Genomic DNA, 15,846 nt, shown 5'->3' with positions numbered 1-15,846 from the left:
TTATCCGTGGCGATTCAGAGTGATGTTCCATAGCGATCAGGGTAGCCACTACACAAGCCGGCAGTTCAGGCAGTTACTGTGGCGTTGCAGGATAAAGCAGAGCATGAGTCGGCGGGGAAATTGCTGGGATAACAGCCCAATGGAGCGGTTCTTCCGGAGCCTGAAAAATGAATGGGTTCCCGTGATGGGATACATGAACTTCAGTGAAGCCTCTCATGCGATCACAGATTACATCGTGGGTTACTACAGCACGCTCAGGCCGCATGAATATAACGGTGGATTACCACCAAACGAATCGGAAAGTCGATACTGGAAAAACTCTAAAGCGGTGACCAGTTTTTGTTGACCACTACAAGATGTGATTAGAGTTGTCACCTGTGAGCGAGAAGCGGACCTGCTTGTTGAAAATCTAAAAAAGCGATCGAGCCAGAATGAAAGTGTGAATAGACTCAGTAAGCGCTAATCCATGAGGGCAGGGCATCCAACAATCTCCAGAGAGTGGTATGAGAAAGCCGCCTGGTAGCGGCTGAGCTCTGAGTGTGTAAGACAGATAATTATATGGTTTTAACTATAGCCATGACGAACCCATCCCATCCCTTTTCACCAACAGTTTGTATGGCTGTGGCCTCAAGTCGTTCGTCTTCTGAAATGATCTGAATAAACTCTCTCAGACCCTGCACGTTAGGATCGTCACTATCAGAATCAATCACACTACCGCCACGCACTGAGTTATCACCCACGATTACAGTACCTTGCTTCGACAATTTGATGGCCCATTCCAGATAGCGTGGGTTATTCACTTTATCAGCATCGATAAAAATAAGGTCAAAAGGTGCCTTAAGCATGGGTAAAACATCAAGTGCAGCATCAGTGTGAAGCTCAACGCGCTCAGTTAATCCTGCATTGTTTATATTCTGGCGGGCAACATCTGCATGATGCTTATTGAATTCAATGGTCGTTACGCTTCCATGTTGGGGTAAAGCTTTGGCCATCCAGATCGTGCTGTAACCTCCAAGGGTTCCTATTTCAAGAACGCGGACAGCGCGTGTCATTTGAATGAAGATGGCCAGCATTTTTCCCTGCAAAGCAGACACATCGTGTGTGGGTAATCCTTGCTCTGAATTATTAGAGAGAGTGTATTTTAAATCTGGCCCTTCAGGTGCAAGCTTTTCAGCAAACCAGGCATCTACCTGTGACCATTTATCAAAGTCCCGGGAAGGATAATCAGGGGTTCGCATATGGGATCTATTCTCCTTTAGTGGTTATTTAAGAAGTTTAGATAGCGTTTGTTACAGCTGTCGGCACGTTAATGTCCCTCTGGGCATTAAAAGTTATGTCCGCTCCTGGCACATAGCTGGCTTTTGCAGGCCATTTTTGTAACAGTACTGGCCCCGGAAAGCTTCTGCATGCCCGGGGCGAATTCAATTAGCGGGCACGAACCTTTAGCATCATAATGAATCCCGTTAAAACTGACTCAGCCTGAAAAGTTCAAGGTAACTTCTATACTTTGTATTTTATAAATATGAACCAGAAAAATGTCAGATCTAACAGATAAAAGTCATAATTCTTCACAATGCCATTCTTTATCGGGCGTGGCGCTTGTAACATTATCAGTACTTATGTGGAGCTCTGTGGGTATTTTTGTTCGCCACCTGCAGATGGACGTCTGGTCTATGGTTGCATGGCGTTCCTTTTTTGCCACCTTAACCCTTGCTGTCGTGCTGCTTTTTTGGCGTAATAGCAAATGGTTTCCTCAGAAAATAAGGCTGGGCTGGCGTGAGATCATTACAGCCATTGTGATGTCCCTTTCAATGTTCTGCTATATTGCCGCGCTCAAGGTGACAACTGTTGCGGGTGTGATGACAATTTATGCCACTACCCCTTTTATTACGCTCGGGCTGGGATGGGTATTTCTTCGGGAACGGCTTACAGCCATGGCGGCTTTCTGCTCTCTGGCGAGCCTTGCCGGTGTATTCGTCATGACCGGCTCTTCCAGCAGCCGGGGCGATATGGCTGGTTATCTTCTGGCCTTCCTGATGGCGCTTGGATTTGCAGGGAGCATAGTTCTCGCTAAAAAATGGCCGGATATGAACCTGCCGGGCGTGACATCTGTTGCCTGCCTGATTTGTATGATTATCTGCTTTATTAAAAGTCCTGCTGACGCGCCCATCCCGGATTTGTCTGACATGCTCTGGTTGTTTGCTTTCAGCATGGCGACACAGAGCCTGAGCTATCTGCTTTATCTTGGCGGAAGCAGGTTCATTCCGGCAACCCTTGCCGGTCTCATCGGTCAGCTGGATTTGCTACTGGCACCGCTGTGGGTCTGGATAGTTTTTGACGAAACGCCGCCTTCATCAACGTTACTGGGTGGAGCTGTGACTTTTACAGCTGTTATTACTTATCTCGCTACGGCCGCTGTTCGCGCACGACGGGTATGATTTTAAAACCTAACCTGCTTGCCCAGCGGGTAACAATCAGCCCCAAGCCGCCCGCTACAGAATGAACTATGAACCAGTCACCTGCTTTAACATTCTGTACCTTATGAAGCAATAAGTGTGCGTGTCGGCCTGTATGCTTCACCTCGGGCTGGAAACGCCACCTGAAAACTGGGTATTCATTGCATACAGAAACTCGCTGGAGCATGTGACTGGTTAACTGCCCGGATTAGAAAAAGCTTTATGCGTTTACAGTGCAGTCTACGATAATGCAAAGGATTCCGACCATAGCCCGACTTGTTCTATCGGTGAGTTGCAGTGACAGCCGCATGCAGAATGTGCCAGAGCGCTTTTCGTCTTCTCTCTGCCGCAGCGGGCGAAGCGTAAAGCAGTTCAACATGGACGCTGTCGATAATGCCGATATAGGCCTCCGCCAGCAATTCTGCATCAGAACTGTTTTGTTGCAGCTTCGCCACAAAGCGAGCCCTGATGTGCGAAATAAATTTTTCGTATCCCAGAGAGACCTGTTCTCGCAGCCCTCCCGGCGGAATAAAAGCGGTACGCAGCATCAGGCGCAAATGTTCGGATGTGGAGTAGCGGGAAGCTACCCTCGCCAGATACCGTTCCCCAGCCTCTGTATCAGCATCAAAGCAACTGGATACGAAAGCACCCTCAACCTCAATCGACCCACTAAAAGCGTGGAGGAATAGCTCATCTTTATTTTTAAAATGCGAATAAATAGTCGCTTTTCTGATGCCAGCGGCCTCAGCTATTTCCTTTAACGAGGCGGACTCAAACCCTCGCTCCGCAAAGTGGGTAACAGCAGCGTCTGAAACTTTTTGAGCAGCAGAAGAGATTGCCATATGAAAGTGCTTTCCTGAAGTTAATGACCGGCAGCGTATTCTATATCATCCCGGGCCCAGCGGATGCTCAAAACGGTCAGCGCAACCACGAAAATGCCAAACAAGGCAAGGAAGCCCAGCCAGGGCATGCTTCCCTTCGCCGACAAGTATCCTGCCAGTGGGGTCGCAGTAGCCGAGAGTATAAGTTGCAGCGCGCCGAGAACGGCCGCAGCAGAGCCCAGAGCTGTCTTCTGGGTGGACATAGTCATGGACATCAGCGTGGCCTCAGCAATACCCAGCCCGAACAGGGCAATAAACATACCCGCTACCACGCCCGGCAGGCCCAGACCACTGATGACAGAAAGGCCTGCCAGTAATGTACCTGCCGCCATAGCTAAAACGCCCCGCAGCGCAACGGCAGGCACGCTCAGTTGCATGACCCAGCGACCCGAGGTAATAGCGCCGAGCAGCACTGCGATGCCGGTGCCGCCGAACACCAGGCCAAAGGTGTCTGGTTTGAGACCGTAGTGGGTCTGGTAAATCACCGGCGCACCGCCGATATAGATGAACAGGAAAAAGAATGCGGCAGAGAGAGAAAGCGCGGGAAGCATAAAGTCGCGATCGCGCAGTAATCGCCCGTACGTTCTGAAGATTTGCGAAGGGGCCAGCGACTGACGTTGAGCAGGGGGTAGCGACTCCGGCAGGTTAAACCAGCTGTTGATGAAAGCTATCAGCCCCATTGTTGCCAACACCAGCATTACTGCTGACCAGCCTGCGTAAGCATCTACATACCCACCAATGGCTGGTGCCAGTACAGGGGCCAGCCCTTCAATAGTCATCAGCATGGCAAACAGTTTTGCCGCCTGCGTTCCTGATGAAACGTCCCTGACCGTGCTTATGGCCACAACGAGCGTCATGGATGCCGCAAGTCCCTGGAAGAAACGAGCGTAGAGCAGCGCAGAGATAGTATCTGACCAGGAAGCCCATATTGAGCAAACAATAAACAACAGAATGGCGGACAGCAACGGTGTGCGTCGGCCGTAAGCATCGATCAGAGGGCCTGATATAAGCTGGCCCAGCCCCATTGCCAGTAAAAATACTGTAAGGGTCAACTGAATTTGCGTCAGTGAGGCACCAAGCTCCGCTGCCATGTCGGGCAGCGAGGCAAGATACATATCGATCGCTGATGGCCCCAGAACAGTAATAAGGGCGAGCGAAACGGATAATCTGAAATGCGAAGAAGCCATGATAATTCCTAAAGATTATAAGAGGGCCCAGAATATACCTACCGACCGGCAGGTCGTAAAGATGTTTTGATATTTTATCGTTCCTGAATAGCAAAAAAATCAGACATTAAAGAATGTGTCGCTTTTCCCCAGAGGGAAGATAAATGAGTGAGAGCCTGTTAGCGGATTTGTAGGTGTCTGATCCCAGAACAATTCGGTTTATCGTCAGTTCTAAAGCGGTTCCAAAAACGCCTTCATTTCACTAAACCACGGAAAGATGCATTTCATGCCTGGCGACAGAAGGATAATGGCTGACGCTGAGGTCAACCTGTGTAGTCAGCTAACATCAGCAAGTTTATTGACTACGAAGCTACGGCCGCTATGAGCGAGAAGCGGAAGTCACTTCACGTTTAGGGCAGGGCTTAGGTAATCAATAGACCTGATGATTCACTCAGCCGTGTTGGTAAAAATTCTATGCTTTTGCGAATAACTTTCCGAAAACATTGATGTGCAGAATTCCTGTCTTTCCTGGCAAGCAAGCCCCGCAACTCGACTGCGCTAACCAGCAATGCAGGTAAACTTTGACTAACCGTGAACGGATTATATTCGGCCTGACGGCAGGGTTACGGTTGTCTTGTCTAGAAAGATTGAGATGATGATGAATTAAATTGATTTGATTCAACTTCGTCTATATGGTTTTTTCCGGCTTTAATTCAATATATCATAAATAAAATGAAGTGTAATCAACGGGTTAAGAAGAAGCGCTGTGAATAATTTGCCTGTTTTCATAAGCTGGACTTCTTTCATATCAATTGCTTTCTGTAATGCTTAATTATCCTGTTAATAATCACCGGTAGAAATAACGTTAGGAAGTGTTCGCAGAACTATGTTCGGCAAAAAAAATATATATTTTATGTTTAGATTTAATTTAGCTTGTTTTGCGACCAATTTGGTTAATTTAACTGATGTTAACTACTCAGGTAGTGTTTTTTGTTTCTGCATCATTTAAAACGCCCTCAAGTAGTATGATTTTTGAACAAGGCGCGCTTAATTTCTTAATAAGTGTTTAAATTTCAATTGGTTATAAATTTAATGACAAGTAAATTCAATGTGGTTAAAGTAAATGAAATGTAAATAACTGGTTGAGTATTGAGCGTTCGCGGAATGAATTTGAGACAAGGATGCGCAGTCAAAATCTCTGATCCAGCACCCTGCAATTAAATTTTATTGAACTGTTTTGAGGGTGGGTTTAGATTCAAAGCAACCTCGGGTGACAGTCTGTTAAAATTGGAGCACATTCGGGATGTGAATAGCGATAATAATTCAAATTCCTTTTTTCATACTCTTATCAGCTTATGCATGCGGCATAAAGCTTCTAATGATTTATTGTTTAAAAATCAGGAGCTCCGTAAATGTACAGGATTTTGACACATTATTTGAAGCATCTATTTGTATTGATGAATTTCATTTACATTCCGGAAAATATATTCAGGGAGATCAGGAAAAGCTCTACGTCTTTAAGAAGCTCTGGCTTAAGTCTGGAGGGGTATATTATGAAGCATTCATTAGCTTGCTAGAAATGCGAGATGTCAAATCCTATCTGAACGGAAGTGACTATAGTGACGTTGGTTGTAATTTACCTAAAGATGCGGTTTCCTTGAGGCCGACTACGAAGAGCATTTTTATCAGTTAGTAGGCATCATTGCTGCGCAAAAGCTAACAATGCCTTTTTTGATTGAAAAGATAATGCATGGGGCGCACCGGCTTGAAATAAGGAATAGAAAGACTCTAATGATTTATGAAAAAACAAAAAATAATATTGATTATTCAGATAAGTGGATCCATGACGAACTAATTCCATTAGTATGGTGACGAATTTAAAAATAAGAAATCTGTCATGCTTGGAGCGTCAGTTTGTTTGGATGCGCAAGCTAATTATTATGATGCATTTTTGAGTATTGAAAATTAATCATCAAAGGGAACAGTATTATCTCAACCTAAATGGTTGGCCTTGCCCTATCGGGCTTTAAAAATGGAGTGATGAAGTGATTAATAAAAAATTCAGCTTAACGAAAGAGCAGATTTCTGACTTTAGAGAGAAAGGTTTCCTTTTGTTAAAAGGTTTTTATTCTCCAGAGTTTGTGAGTTATATCAAGTCAACTATTGGTCAATACATTGATAAACCCACTGATAAGTATTAGACTGGGTTCAGCCGATTAGCTTTTGACATGTATGATGGCGATGAGGTGGTGATTGGCCTGTTGAAAGACCCGGCATTTAAGAAAGCCATGAAAGACTTGACTGGTAGGAATATGTTTTATGCGCAAGCATTATCTTTTGAGCTTGAAAAACTCAAAAATAAGGGCTTTCCATGGCATATCGGTACTCAGAGTTTTGGCTACCATCATGCTGAAGATTTTGGATGCACCATCTGGGCCCCTTTAGTTAATATCAATCCTAAAGGGCAACGTGGAGGGATGGCTTACGTACCAAAAAATCGTGTAAACGGTGACTATCTTTATAGCCATATAGATCCTTCTGTGTTCAGTATGCTGCAGGAAAAAATTGACGCTAATGAGAATCCAACTACAGACGATTTCGTTCAGTGGCGCGATGGGCCTCTCAACGATAACGCCCAGATGGCTATTCTTAACCACTTTGGTGTAGAGGATGAGTTTGAAGTTGGAGATGCACTTATTTTTGACAAATACGTCATCCATCGAAGCATAATGCTTGGCGAAGGAGAGGTAGACATTCGTGCAGCGTTTGTGATGCGTTTCTTCTGCTCTGAAAGTACATATGACGCCAAACGAGCCAGCGATTTGGAAATCCCAAGAAACTACTTCAAGTATGCAGGCCCGACAAAATTCCACCTGGAAGTAGCTAAGAATGAGGGCGACCGCCTTGTTGACAGCGCTCTGTTTGTCGGGCAGGAATACAGAGATCTCTCAATCTAATCTACTAACCGCCGGGGGGAACGCCCCCCTTTGGACAGGGCAAATTCATGTCTCAGATTTACCTTTATATCTTAATTGCCAGCCTAACCATAGCGAGTCCGGGACCGGGTGTATTGCTCACGTTAACGAATACACTTAACTACAGTTTACGTAGTGCCTTAGCTGGAATTATTGGTGTGGCAGCAGGTATGGGTGTTATTTCAATCGTTGCAGCAAGTAGCTTGGGCATAATTATAACAACTTCTCAGTTTGCGCTGGTTGTGGTAAAAATTGTAGGAGCTGCTTATCTTGCCTACCTGGGCGTTAAGCTGTTTCGTTCTACTCCAAAAAAAATGAGCGAATCTGGAAGTGAGAAAGCTTTAATTCTTCCGTCAAAATCTTCAAGGTTTCGTCAAGGTTTTTTTGTATCTTTGCTTAATCCAAAACCCATCGTGTTTTTTATGGCGCTGTTTCCTCAGTTTATAAAATCGGATAAGCCTTTTATCAGCCAGTTCTGTATTCTTTCAATAACATTTTGCGTGTTGGTGGTTATTATTCATTTCCTATATGGTGTATCTGCAAATTCAGTGAAGAAAAAACTGGCTACTGGTAAAGCCTTTTCATATCTGAATAAGATTGGTGGTAGCGTATTTATGGTTTTTGCTATTGGCCTAATAATCTCTGTTATTACACCGTACTTGCACTGAGTGATAGTATTGAATAGAGGTGGCCAAGATGGTTGTGGCTGCCTTTATTTTTTAAAGTGATTTGTTAATTAAGGAATCATCGAGGGTGTCATTTTGACCTATACCCGCGAAAGTATCATCAAATGCACCTTATATGGCAGGTACAGAAAGTAGCTTTTACAGTTGCCCAAGACGAAACAGCACCTTGGACGACTTTGGTATTGAGATGTTACTGCCGATGCAGCGCAATGATCTGACCTGCTCCCCATTGATTAATACACCACGATGTTAGTAATGTCTTCATTAGCAACGTGAGGACATCCCCATGAAGAAGCGTTTTTCCGACGAACAGATCATCAGTATCCTCCGCGAGGCTGAAGCCGGGGTTTCTGCCCGGGAGCTTTGCCGCAGGCATGCTATCTCCGATGCTACTTTCTATACCTGGCGCAAGAAGTTTGGCGCTATGGAAGTACCTGAAGTGAAGCGGCTTAAATTGTGCGGTTATCAGGTCTTCGTATGGCGCTGGTTACGGCAACCCAGCGTGTTCTTCCTGTAATCAGGGACTCAGCAGCCTGGGCAATATCGCGGGGGGGCTGTCAGTTTCAGGCCCCCATGATCCACGGCTTCGGTCTTTTAAACAAAAGAGCGGGATAAGTAAATATCCCGCTATAACTTTGTCTCTTAACAAAACCGACGTGAAATCAAGCTCCAATCACTTCCTTAATTCTTTTGGCAATATATTCAACATGCGTTTCCAGAGCAAAGTGACCCGAATTCAGCAGCTCTACTACCGCATTCGGATTATCCCGTTTAAAGGCCTGCGCACCCGGCGGAATAAAGAATGGATCATTCTTTCCCCAGATAATAAGCGATGGAAGCTTAGTGCTGCGGAAGAAGGCCTGAAATTCTGGATAAAGTTTTAAGTTATTTGCATAATCCAAGTAGAGGTCCAACTGGATATCTTTATTCCCGGGACGTTCCAGTAATAACGCATCAAGGTAATATGCTTCAGGTGCAATGGCTTCGGGATCCTCAACCCCATGAACATACTGCCATTTAGTGCCTTCCAGATGAAGAATCGCATCATGGATAACTTTCCTGTTTTCAGCAGTCGCATCGGCCCAATAGGCGCGGATAGGGGCCCAAGCATCTCCCAGTCCCTCAAGATATGCATTTCCGTTCTGTGAAATCAGTCCAGTAATACGGTCCGGGTATTTCAGTGCCAGCCGTAATCCTGTCGGAGCACCGTAGTCAAAGACATACATTGCAAATTTTTCCATGTGCAGTGTATCTACAAATGAAATGATCGTCTGAGCGAGTGCGTCGAAGGTATAGACATATTCCCGCTCTTGCGGCACTTCTGTAAAACCAAAGCCGGGAAGGTCTGGCGCAATAATGTGAAACTTATCCGCGAGTAAAGGGATCAATTCCCGAAACTGATGGGATGAACTTGGGAAACCATGCAATAACAGTAGATCCGGATTTTCAGGATGACCTGCCTCACGGTAAAAAACCTTAACGCCGTCAGCTTCTGCGTATTTGTACTCAACAGAGAAATGCACATTGCTATTCATATCATCACCTCATTTGTCCAGGAAAATTAACGTTGTGTTGTTACGTGATGAAGTAATCTTAGCCTAACCATGTAACCTGTAAATATCTCTTTTAACGGTTACAGTTGATTTTATAAGTTATCTACGCCGTGCTTTATTTCTTATGTATAAAATTCAATAGATTAAGCGATATTTGATGCTGGCAATTGTATTTGTAACAACATATTTCTAATGAGGTAACTATTAAAATAAACTCAAAGCGGTTACATTAAGCAGGGCAGATATGAGCAGGAGAGATTATGACCGGTACAGTCAGCATTACGAACAGAGGAGGCCCCTGGCTCCTCGCAGACCAGATTGCGCTAGATTTCATAAATACAGTTGCCATGACCGATAAGGTGACTCACGATTTTCTTCAGGCTGACGATGATGTTCTGCATTGGCTGAATAAAGCAGGGATTGAAATTCAGGCGTCACGGAATGCCCTGCCTGGCCCCCCTGGCGAGTTATTACTGTCAGCCCGGACACTGAGAGAACTTATACGCAGCCTTGTCGAAAAGAAAAAACATGGTCAACAGTTCGATCCCGATGGGCTTAATGAATACCTCAGAAAAATTGTGAGTTATCCCAAAATCATTACTGACAGCGAAGGTACATATCAGATTATTCGTTGTTCTGAGACGGCCTCGCCAGCCAATGCTCTTGGGATAATTGCAGAAGCGGCTGCAAAGCTACTTACCGAAGGTAATTTCGATTACATTCGCCAGTGCGAGCATCCGGACTGTACTCTCTGGTTTTACGATCGTACCAAAGCGCATAGAAGGCGTTGGTGCAGTATGGCACTTTGTGGCAACCGGATTAAAATTGCTAAGTTCAGGCAAAAAGCGGAAACTGAAAAATCCTGATTTATCAAAAAGTTGGTGTATTTTTTTCATTTAGTGACGCCATATATTTTCTGATAGGTCGCCGGGCTCATTCCCGTAATTTTTTTAAACGCCCTTCGCATGACGTCACTACTACTGTATCCACAGCTCGTAGCTACCGCTTTTATAGGTAGCTGTTCGATAAGAAGCTCTCTGGCGCGTGATATTCTTGCCTGCTCCAGCCACTCCCCTGTACTGACTCCCATTTCCTGTTGAAAGATCCTGTTCAGGTGGCGAACACTAAGATTGATATGAGTTGCCATCTCAATAGCATTGCGCGTTGTGTCCAGATGGGTGAGTACCCAGCGTTGTAAATCCTGCAGAGCGGTGACGCCCCGGTCTACGGGCCTAATCTGCGCGCCTCCTGCCGCCGCATGGAAGCCGCGGGCTGGCTGCGCACCCTGCGGGCGCCAAACCTGCAGCTGGCCGTCAAACTCACGGACGCGGGCAGGGAGCTGGCCGCCCCGCTCCTGACCGCCGAGCAGGAACGTGTGGTGGCGGAACGGCGGGCGACGGAAGTCAGGGTCCAGCCCTTGGTCCCGGTCAGGGAGACGGATGACGCTGACACCCGGGATGACGACCGGCCGGTCGAGCTGGGCGACATCTTGTACATGGCGTGCCGGGGCGATTACGTCATTCGACTCGACGGGATCACCTGCCTGCAGCTGTGGAGAGGGTTTCTCACAGCTTATCCCGTGCAGGGTATCTTTTATCTGTATGTGACCTTCAGCTATCAGAGGCGGTTGCCCAGCTGCCGCCTTATCTGGAGAAAATGCGCAACTATGCCCTTTCACTCAGTGAACTAGAAGGAGAGTTGCGTACGCTGAAGGAACTGCTTATCGATACCGGACTTCTGACACGCCCGGAGGCCGTCCGTGAATACACTCACCGGGGAGAACGGGTCGCCGTGACAATTTCCCAGCCCAAAGATTATGCATACGGTGCCTGGGTTGTTCGTCTGGAGCTGCGTCCCGGCCGGCTGCCGGCACATCTGGAAAAGGCAGGGTTACTCTTCCCCAAACTAAAGGGCAGGGTATTCGTTCCCGGCACCGTCTATGGTCATGCCGTTCATAATCCGGACACCAGTGAATTTGAACTGGGCTTTCGTTTTATCAACAACATAAGTGAGTTTCACATGTACAGCAGCGGATGCGACGAAGAGAGCAACGAGACAGGTATAGATGATTTGGCTGCAGTGCTCTGTCTCCGGGTTGAGGAATATATCGGTGATTATATTCAGCAGAATACTGACCCGCTATAAGTCGAATCAGATCCGTAGAAGATAAAATACCCTATAGCTAAATAGGCTGTTAATAAAGGAACATATAATGAGCAATGCTGAGCGGATTATTCGCGTAATATTTATGCTTTTTATGGCTGTTATACTGGGTGCAATCATTTATGGTCATGGCGGCCAAAGCAATGAAGTCAGTAACTGGGTTATTGCCGGTGCTAATATAGTGATGGCCTTTGCTGCCGTAATGGCGTTTAAAACAGCAAAAAGATACCTAAACGAGTTTTTTGCCAAAGAGGGATACCGACACGCTATCGAGATGGTTAACGAAAACATTATTCATTTGGGTATTGATAACAGATTCACACTTATAAGCCATGAGATAGTGATCGCTTATTTCAGCATCGCGGCTGTTCCAGCCATCTTCAGCGAGCCGTACCTTTTCAATCGCCGTTTCGCGAGTGAAGGGAGGAAGGGGCGGGCGAATCTGTTTTTCGGACATGGTAGCGCCTCCAGGCGATCAGGATATATCAGTAGAGTCAGTATTTTGACGCTCAGGCCGGGTGAGAGGCCTGCTTCAACAGCAGTTGCGCCACGTCTCTTGCGCTGTCGGCGGCGCTGGCATCGCCCATCACATGCGACATGGTGATGGCACCTTCTGTCAGGATCAGTAGCTGTCTTGCCAGAGCTAACGGGTGCTCAATGTTCAGTTGACGGGTGAGTTCAAGCGTATAATCCAGTAGCTTTTGCTTATGAAGCTTTGCTATCTGCCGTACGGGATCGTCAGGATCACCGACCTCTCCGGCCGTGTTGATAAAGGCACAGCCACGAAAGCCATCTGACTCAAACCAGCCTCTGAGTACAGTGAACATATTCAGGATACGTTCCTGAGGGGACGTGCCTTTATTACATTCCATTATGAACCATTGCATCCAGCGTTCATCACGCGCATTTAACGCGGCGGCCGCCACCTCATCCTTGGTCGCGAAGTAGCGATAGATACTTTTTCTTGCCACGCCAGAGGTTCTGACCAGCAGATCCATCCCGGTGGCATGAATGCCATTCTGATAAATAAGCTGCTCTGCGGTTTCCAGGATTTTTTCCCGGGTATCGGTTGTTTTTTTGTTCATGAAGCGATGGTAGAACGATCGTTCTACCCTGTCAGGCAACAGGCTAAGTACATTTTCAGAGAACGCAGGCAACGTTTTCCAGATGTGAGCGCGCTCTGGTTCATATGGCTGATGTAGTCAGAAAGTGGCCGCTTCTGGCGCAAACCAGCGCGCAGTGTCAGGCAGCGATGAGCGAAAAATGAACATTAACGGCTAAGCATGCATACACCAGGCCGGGAAGCATCAGCGTATGAAGGTATCAGGCAGATGATATGCCGCTGTTAAGCGACAGGTATTTGAACCCGGATTTAGCCTGAGGTCAGGTCATGACTGTCAGCAAGCAGCTCATGGATTTCTTTCGCGGACAGCGGCCCGGAAAGCATCACACTGACCCAATGCTCTTTATTCATATGGTAAGCGGGCAAAATACCCTCTTTCAGACGTAATGAGCCCAGATGTTCAGGTCTGATCTTAACCACAAGAATATCAATGTTTTCATCTGTTTTCAGTCCCAGCTTTGTACCTGGTACGTTCATCACGATACCAAACCATTTATCGCCATCATGATGGCGAAGCACTGCATAGTCTGGCAGGTTGCTCCAGAGATATTCCGGCTCTGCGTTAAAATGTTCCCGGGCGTAGCTGAACAGTGTATCTTTTTTCATAAGAACTCCCTTGCAGTGAGTTTATAAATATTAGAGCTGCCTAAGAAATCGAACAAGATGCTTGACGAACCTTCTACAGGGTTACGCTCGTTGGATATGGGAAAAGCTTATCAGATGCTAAAAAAGCGCGCTAAGCCAACCTGCTGCGCAAAAACGTCATGTGCGGGCTGCTAAGGTGAAAACAGCGCCTATAATAGGTGCGCAGGTAACAAGATACCCAGGCGCATCAGAAGGGGAGCTATGAAAAAGGTATTAATGCTGGTGGTCTGTTTATATCTTACCGGTTGTTCATGGGGTATGGCGTCACTGATCCCTGCCTCGGATGTTTGTCCAAACGGGCGGGATGGTATAACAGGGCAGTGTCGCTAGCAGGGCGTTTAGCAGTTCCAGGCGACTAACCGCCATCGTTCTGTACGATGGCGGTTAGCTACATTGCCATTATTTCAGGCGTTTCCCGGTCTCATCAATGATGATTTCGCCATCCTCTTTAACAAACATTCCCTGCTGCGGATTAGGCAGAATATCCAGAACCTTTTCCGCCGGGCGGCAGAGCCGGGTACCCAACGGCGTCACCACAATCGGGCGGTTAATCAGCAACGGATACTGCACCATAAAATCAATAAGCTGTTCATCGCTAAAACGATCTTCTTCCAGTCCCAGCGTGGCATAAGGCTCAACGTTTTTTCGTAATAAATCGCGTACGCCAGTGCCCATCTTTTCAAGTAGCGCTTTCAGCTCTGCCTGCGAAGGCGGCGTTTCCAGATAATAAACAATGTGTGGTTCATCGCCGCTGTTGCGAATCAGCGCCAGCGTATTGCGCGAAGTTCCGCAGTTCGGATTGTGATAGATAGTAATGCTCATTAAAGCCTCTCAAAAATAGCCATGGACAGATTATACTGACAGCCACAGCGCCAGTGCGATAAGCGTCACCACTAAAACCGGCAGCGTCATAACCAAACCCACACGGAAGTAGTAGCCCCAGCTGATACGAATATCCTTTTGCGCCAGCACATGCAGCCACAACAGCGTTGCCAGGCTACCGATCGGGGTAATTTTAGGACCCAGATCGCAGCCGATGATATTGGCGTAAATCATTGCCTCTTTTATCACGCCCTGCGCATCACTGGCGTTAATGGAGAGTGCGCCGATTAATACCGTCGGCATATTATTCATTACCGAAGAAAGCGCAGCGGTAAGCAGGCCTGTACCAAGCGTAGCGACCCAAATGCCCTGTTGCGCCAGCTGATTGAGAAGGGCAGAGATAAAGCTGGTCAGGCCCGCGTTACGCAGTCCGTAAACCACCAGATACATGCCGAGGGAAAAAATCACAATTTGCCACGGCGCGCCGCGTAATACTTTGCCGGTATCAATAACTTTCCCCTGACGGGCAATCAGCCAGAGGATCAGCGCGGCCACTGCAGCCACCAGGCTTACCGGCACGCCAAGCGGCTCCAGCACAAAAAAACCAATCAGCAGGATAGCCAGCACGATCCAGCCCGCCCTGAAGGTACGACGATCGCGAATGGCCTCCCGGGGCGCCTTAAGTCGTGCGGTATCATAGACGGCAGGAATATCCCGACGGAAGAAAAGGTGCAGCATGGCCAGGCTGGCGGCAATGGCAGCAAGATCCACCGGCACCATAACCCGCGCGTAATCATTAAAGCCCAGATGGAAATAGTCCGCCGTTACGATGTTGACCAGGTTGGAAACCACCAGCGGCAGGCTGGAGGTATCGGCAATAAATCCGGCGGCCATCACGAAGGCGAGCGTTGAGGCACGACTAAAGCCCAGCGCCAGCAGCATGGCAATCACGATAGGGGTGAGAATAAGCGCGGCGCCATCATTGGCAAACAGCGCCGCTACGCAGGCACCCAGTAGAATAATCAGAGTAAACAGCCGTTTTCCACGACCATGCCCACCACGCGCCACATGCAGCGCTGCCCATTCAAAAAAACCGCTTTCATCCAACAACAGGCTAATAATAATAATGGCAATAAAGGTGGCCGTGGCGTTCCAGACGATTTGCCAGACAATGCTGATATCGCTGACGCTAACCGCACCGCTAAGCAGAGCCAGCGCAGCGCCGATAGAGGCGCTCCAGCCAATCTGCAGGCCGCGCGGCTGCCAGATAACCAGGACAAGGGTAAAAATAAAAATCGCACCAGCCAACAACATGGCAACTCCGCTGTGAAATAAAAAAGGTAATAACAAATACAGCAGCCAAAGACAAAAAAACA

Annotated in this window: 14 protein-coding genes and 4 pseudogenes; 8 read left to right on the top strand and 10 right to left on the bottom strand. The window is 47.2% G+C overall.

The window, feature by feature from the left end:
* Nucleotides 1-19: 19 nt before the first annotated feature.
* Nucleotides 20-346: pseudogene (locus B1H58_RS19240) on the top strand (integrase core domain-containing protein); the annotation flags it as partial.
* A gap of 208 nt (nucleotides 347-554) precedes the next feature.
* Here B1H58_RS19240 and B1H58_RS19235 read toward each other — a convergent pair.
* Nucleotides 555-1,238: an O-methyltransferase gene (locus B1H58_RS19235; protein WP_085072037.1), complete on the bottom strand. Its 684-nt coding sequence runs from the start codon at nucleotides 1,236-1,238 to the stop codon at nucleotides 555-557.
* Nucleotides 1,239-1,535: 297 nt separating this feature from the next.
* On the opposite strand from B1H58_RS19235, the gene B1H58_RS19230 reads away from it, so the two are divergent.
* Nucleotides 1,536-2,438 carry a DMT family transporter gene (locus B1H58_RS19230; RefSeq protein WP_085072036.1) on the top strand — a complete coding sequence of 301 codons (903 nt, stop codon included), beginning with the start codon at nucleotides 1,536-1,538 and terminating at the stop codon, nucleotides 2,436-2,438.
* A 299-nt stretch (nucleotides 2,439-2,737) separates the two neighbouring features.
* Here B1H58_RS19230 and B1H58_RS19220 read toward each other — a convergent pair whose 3' ends face one another.
* Together B1H58_RS19220 and B1H58_RS19215 are read right to left on the bottom strand one after the other, a co-directional pair.
* Complete coding sequence (locus B1H58_RS19220; protein WP_085072034.1) at nucleotides 2,738-3,298, bottom strand: TetR/AcrR family transcriptional regulator; 561 nt, start codon at nucleotides 3,296-3,298, stop codon at nucleotides 2,738-2,740.
* A gap of 20 nt (nucleotides 3,299-3,318) precedes the next feature.
* Nucleotides 3,319-4,524, bottom strand: a complete 1,206-nt coding sequence (locus B1H58_RS19215; protein ID WP_085072033.1) for a multidrug effflux MFS transporter — start codon at nucleotides 4,522-4,524, stop codon at nucleotides 3,319-3,321.
* 2,207 nt (nucleotides 4,525-6,731) lie between these two features.
* Between B1H58_RS19215 and B1H58_RS19205 the strand changes: the two genes are divergently transcribed.
* From B1H58_RS19205 to tnpA, 3 genes and pseudogenes are all read left to right on the top strand, one after another.
* Nucleotides 6,732-7,460, top strand: coding sequence for a hypothetical protein (locus B1H58_RS19205; RefSeq protein WP_085072031.1), 729 nt, complete (start codon nucleotides 6,732-6,734; stop codon nucleotides 7,458-7,460).
* A 47-nt stretch (nucleotides 7,461-7,507) separates the two neighbouring features.
* On the top strand, nucleotides 7,508-8,146 hold the full coding sequence (locus B1H58_RS19200; protein WP_085072030.1) for a LysE family translocator: 639 nt from the start codon (nucleotides 7,508-7,510) through the stop codon (nucleotides 8,144-8,146).
* Between the two features lie 304 nt (nucleotides 8,147-8,450).
* Nucleotides 8,451-8,618: pseudogene (tnpA, locus tag B1H58_RS19195) on the top strand (IS66 family insertion sequence element accessory protein TnpA); the annotation flags it as partial.
* Between the two features lie 208 nt (nucleotides 8,619-8,826).
* Here tnpA and B1H58_RS19190 read toward each other — a convergent pair.
* Nucleotides 8,827-9,699, bottom strand: a complete 873-nt coding sequence (locus B1H58_RS19190; RefSeq protein WP_085072029.1) for an alpha/beta fold hydrolase — start codon at nucleotides 9,697-9,699, stop codon at nucleotides 8,827-8,829.
* Between the two features lie 278 nt (nucleotides 9,700-9,977).
* On the opposite strand from B1H58_RS19190, the gene B1H58_RS19185 reads away from it, so the two are divergent.
* Complete coding sequence (locus B1H58_RS19185) at nucleotides 9,978-10,583, top strand: CGNR zinc finger domain-containing protein (protein ID WP_085072028.1); 606 nt, start codon at nucleotides 9,978-9,980, stop codon at nucleotides 10,581-10,583.
* 26 nt (nucleotides 10,584-10,609) lie between these two features.
* On the opposite strand, the gene B1H58_RS19180 is transcribed toward B1H58_RS19185, so the two are convergent.
* Entirely contained in the window at nucleotides 10,610-10,864 is a 255-nt protein-coding gene (locus tag B1H58_RS19180; protein ID WP_085072027.1) for a helix-turn-helix domain-containing protein, read from the bottom strand.
* Nucleotides 10,865-10,921: 57 nt separating this feature from the next.
* Between B1H58_RS19180 and B1H58_RS21110 the strand changes: the two are divergent.
* Together B1H58_RS21110 and B1H58_RS19170 are read left to right on the top strand one after the other, a co-directional pair.
* Nucleotides 10,922-11,272 (top strand): annotated as a pseudogene (locus B1H58_RS21110) (hypothetical protein); the annotation flags it as partial.
* 101 nt (nucleotides 11,273-11,373) lie between these two features.
* Nucleotides 11,374-11,862, top strand: coding sequence for a hypothetical protein (locus tag B1H58_RS19170; protein ID WP_085072026.1), 489 nt, complete (start codon nucleotides 11,374-11,376; stop codon nucleotides 11,860-11,862).
* 331 nt (nucleotides 11,863-12,193) lie between these two features.
* On the opposite strand, the pseudogene B1H58_RS21345 reads toward B1H58_RS19170, so the two are convergent.
* The 5 genes and pseudogenes from B1H58_RS21345 to B1H58_RS19145 all read right to left on the bottom strand — a co-directional run.
* Nucleotides 12,194-12,337: pseudogene (locus B1H58_RS21345) on the bottom strand (DUF1348 family protein); the annotation flags it as partial.
* A gap of 52 nt (nucleotides 12,338-12,389) precedes the next feature.
* Nucleotides 12,390-12,965 carry a TetR/AcrR family transcriptional regulator gene (locus B1H58_RS19160; RefSeq protein WP_085072025.1) on the bottom strand — a complete coding sequence of 192 codons (576 nt, stop codon included), beginning with the start codon at nucleotides 12,963-12,965 and terminating at the stop codon, nucleotides 12,390-12,392.
* Between the two features lie 287 nt (nucleotides 12,966-13,252).
* On the bottom strand, nucleotides 13,253-13,609 hold the full coding sequence (locus B1H58_RS19155; RefSeq protein WP_085072024.1) for an MmcQ/YjbR family DNA-binding protein: 357 nt from the start codon (nucleotides 13,607-13,609) through the stop codon (nucleotides 13,253-13,255).
* Nucleotides 13,610-14,047: 438 nt separating this feature from the next.
* A complete protein-coding gene (gene arsC, locus B1H58_RS19150; RefSeq protein ID WP_085072023.1) occupies nucleotides 14,048-14,470 on the bottom strand; it encodes an arsenate reductase (glutaredoxin) in 423 nt (140 codons plus the stop codon).
* 30 nt (nucleotides 14,471-14,500) lie between these two features.
* Nucleotides 14,501-15,784, bottom strand: coding sequence for an arsenic transporter (locus tag B1H58_RS19145; protein WP_085072022.1), 1,284 nt, complete (start codon nucleotides 15,782-15,784; stop codon nucleotides 14,501-14,503).
* Nucleotides 15,785-15,846: the final 62 nt, after the last annotated feature.

Origin of the sequence: Pantoea alhagi, assembly GCF_002101395.1 — a bacterium.
Taxonomy (GTDB): Bacteria; Pseudomonadota; Gammaproteobacteria; order Enterobacterales; family Enterobacteriaceae; genus Mixta; species Mixta alhagi.
The sequence above is the reverse complement of the archived record's forward strand: the minus strand, read 5'-3'. Positions and strand labels throughout refer to the sequence as shown.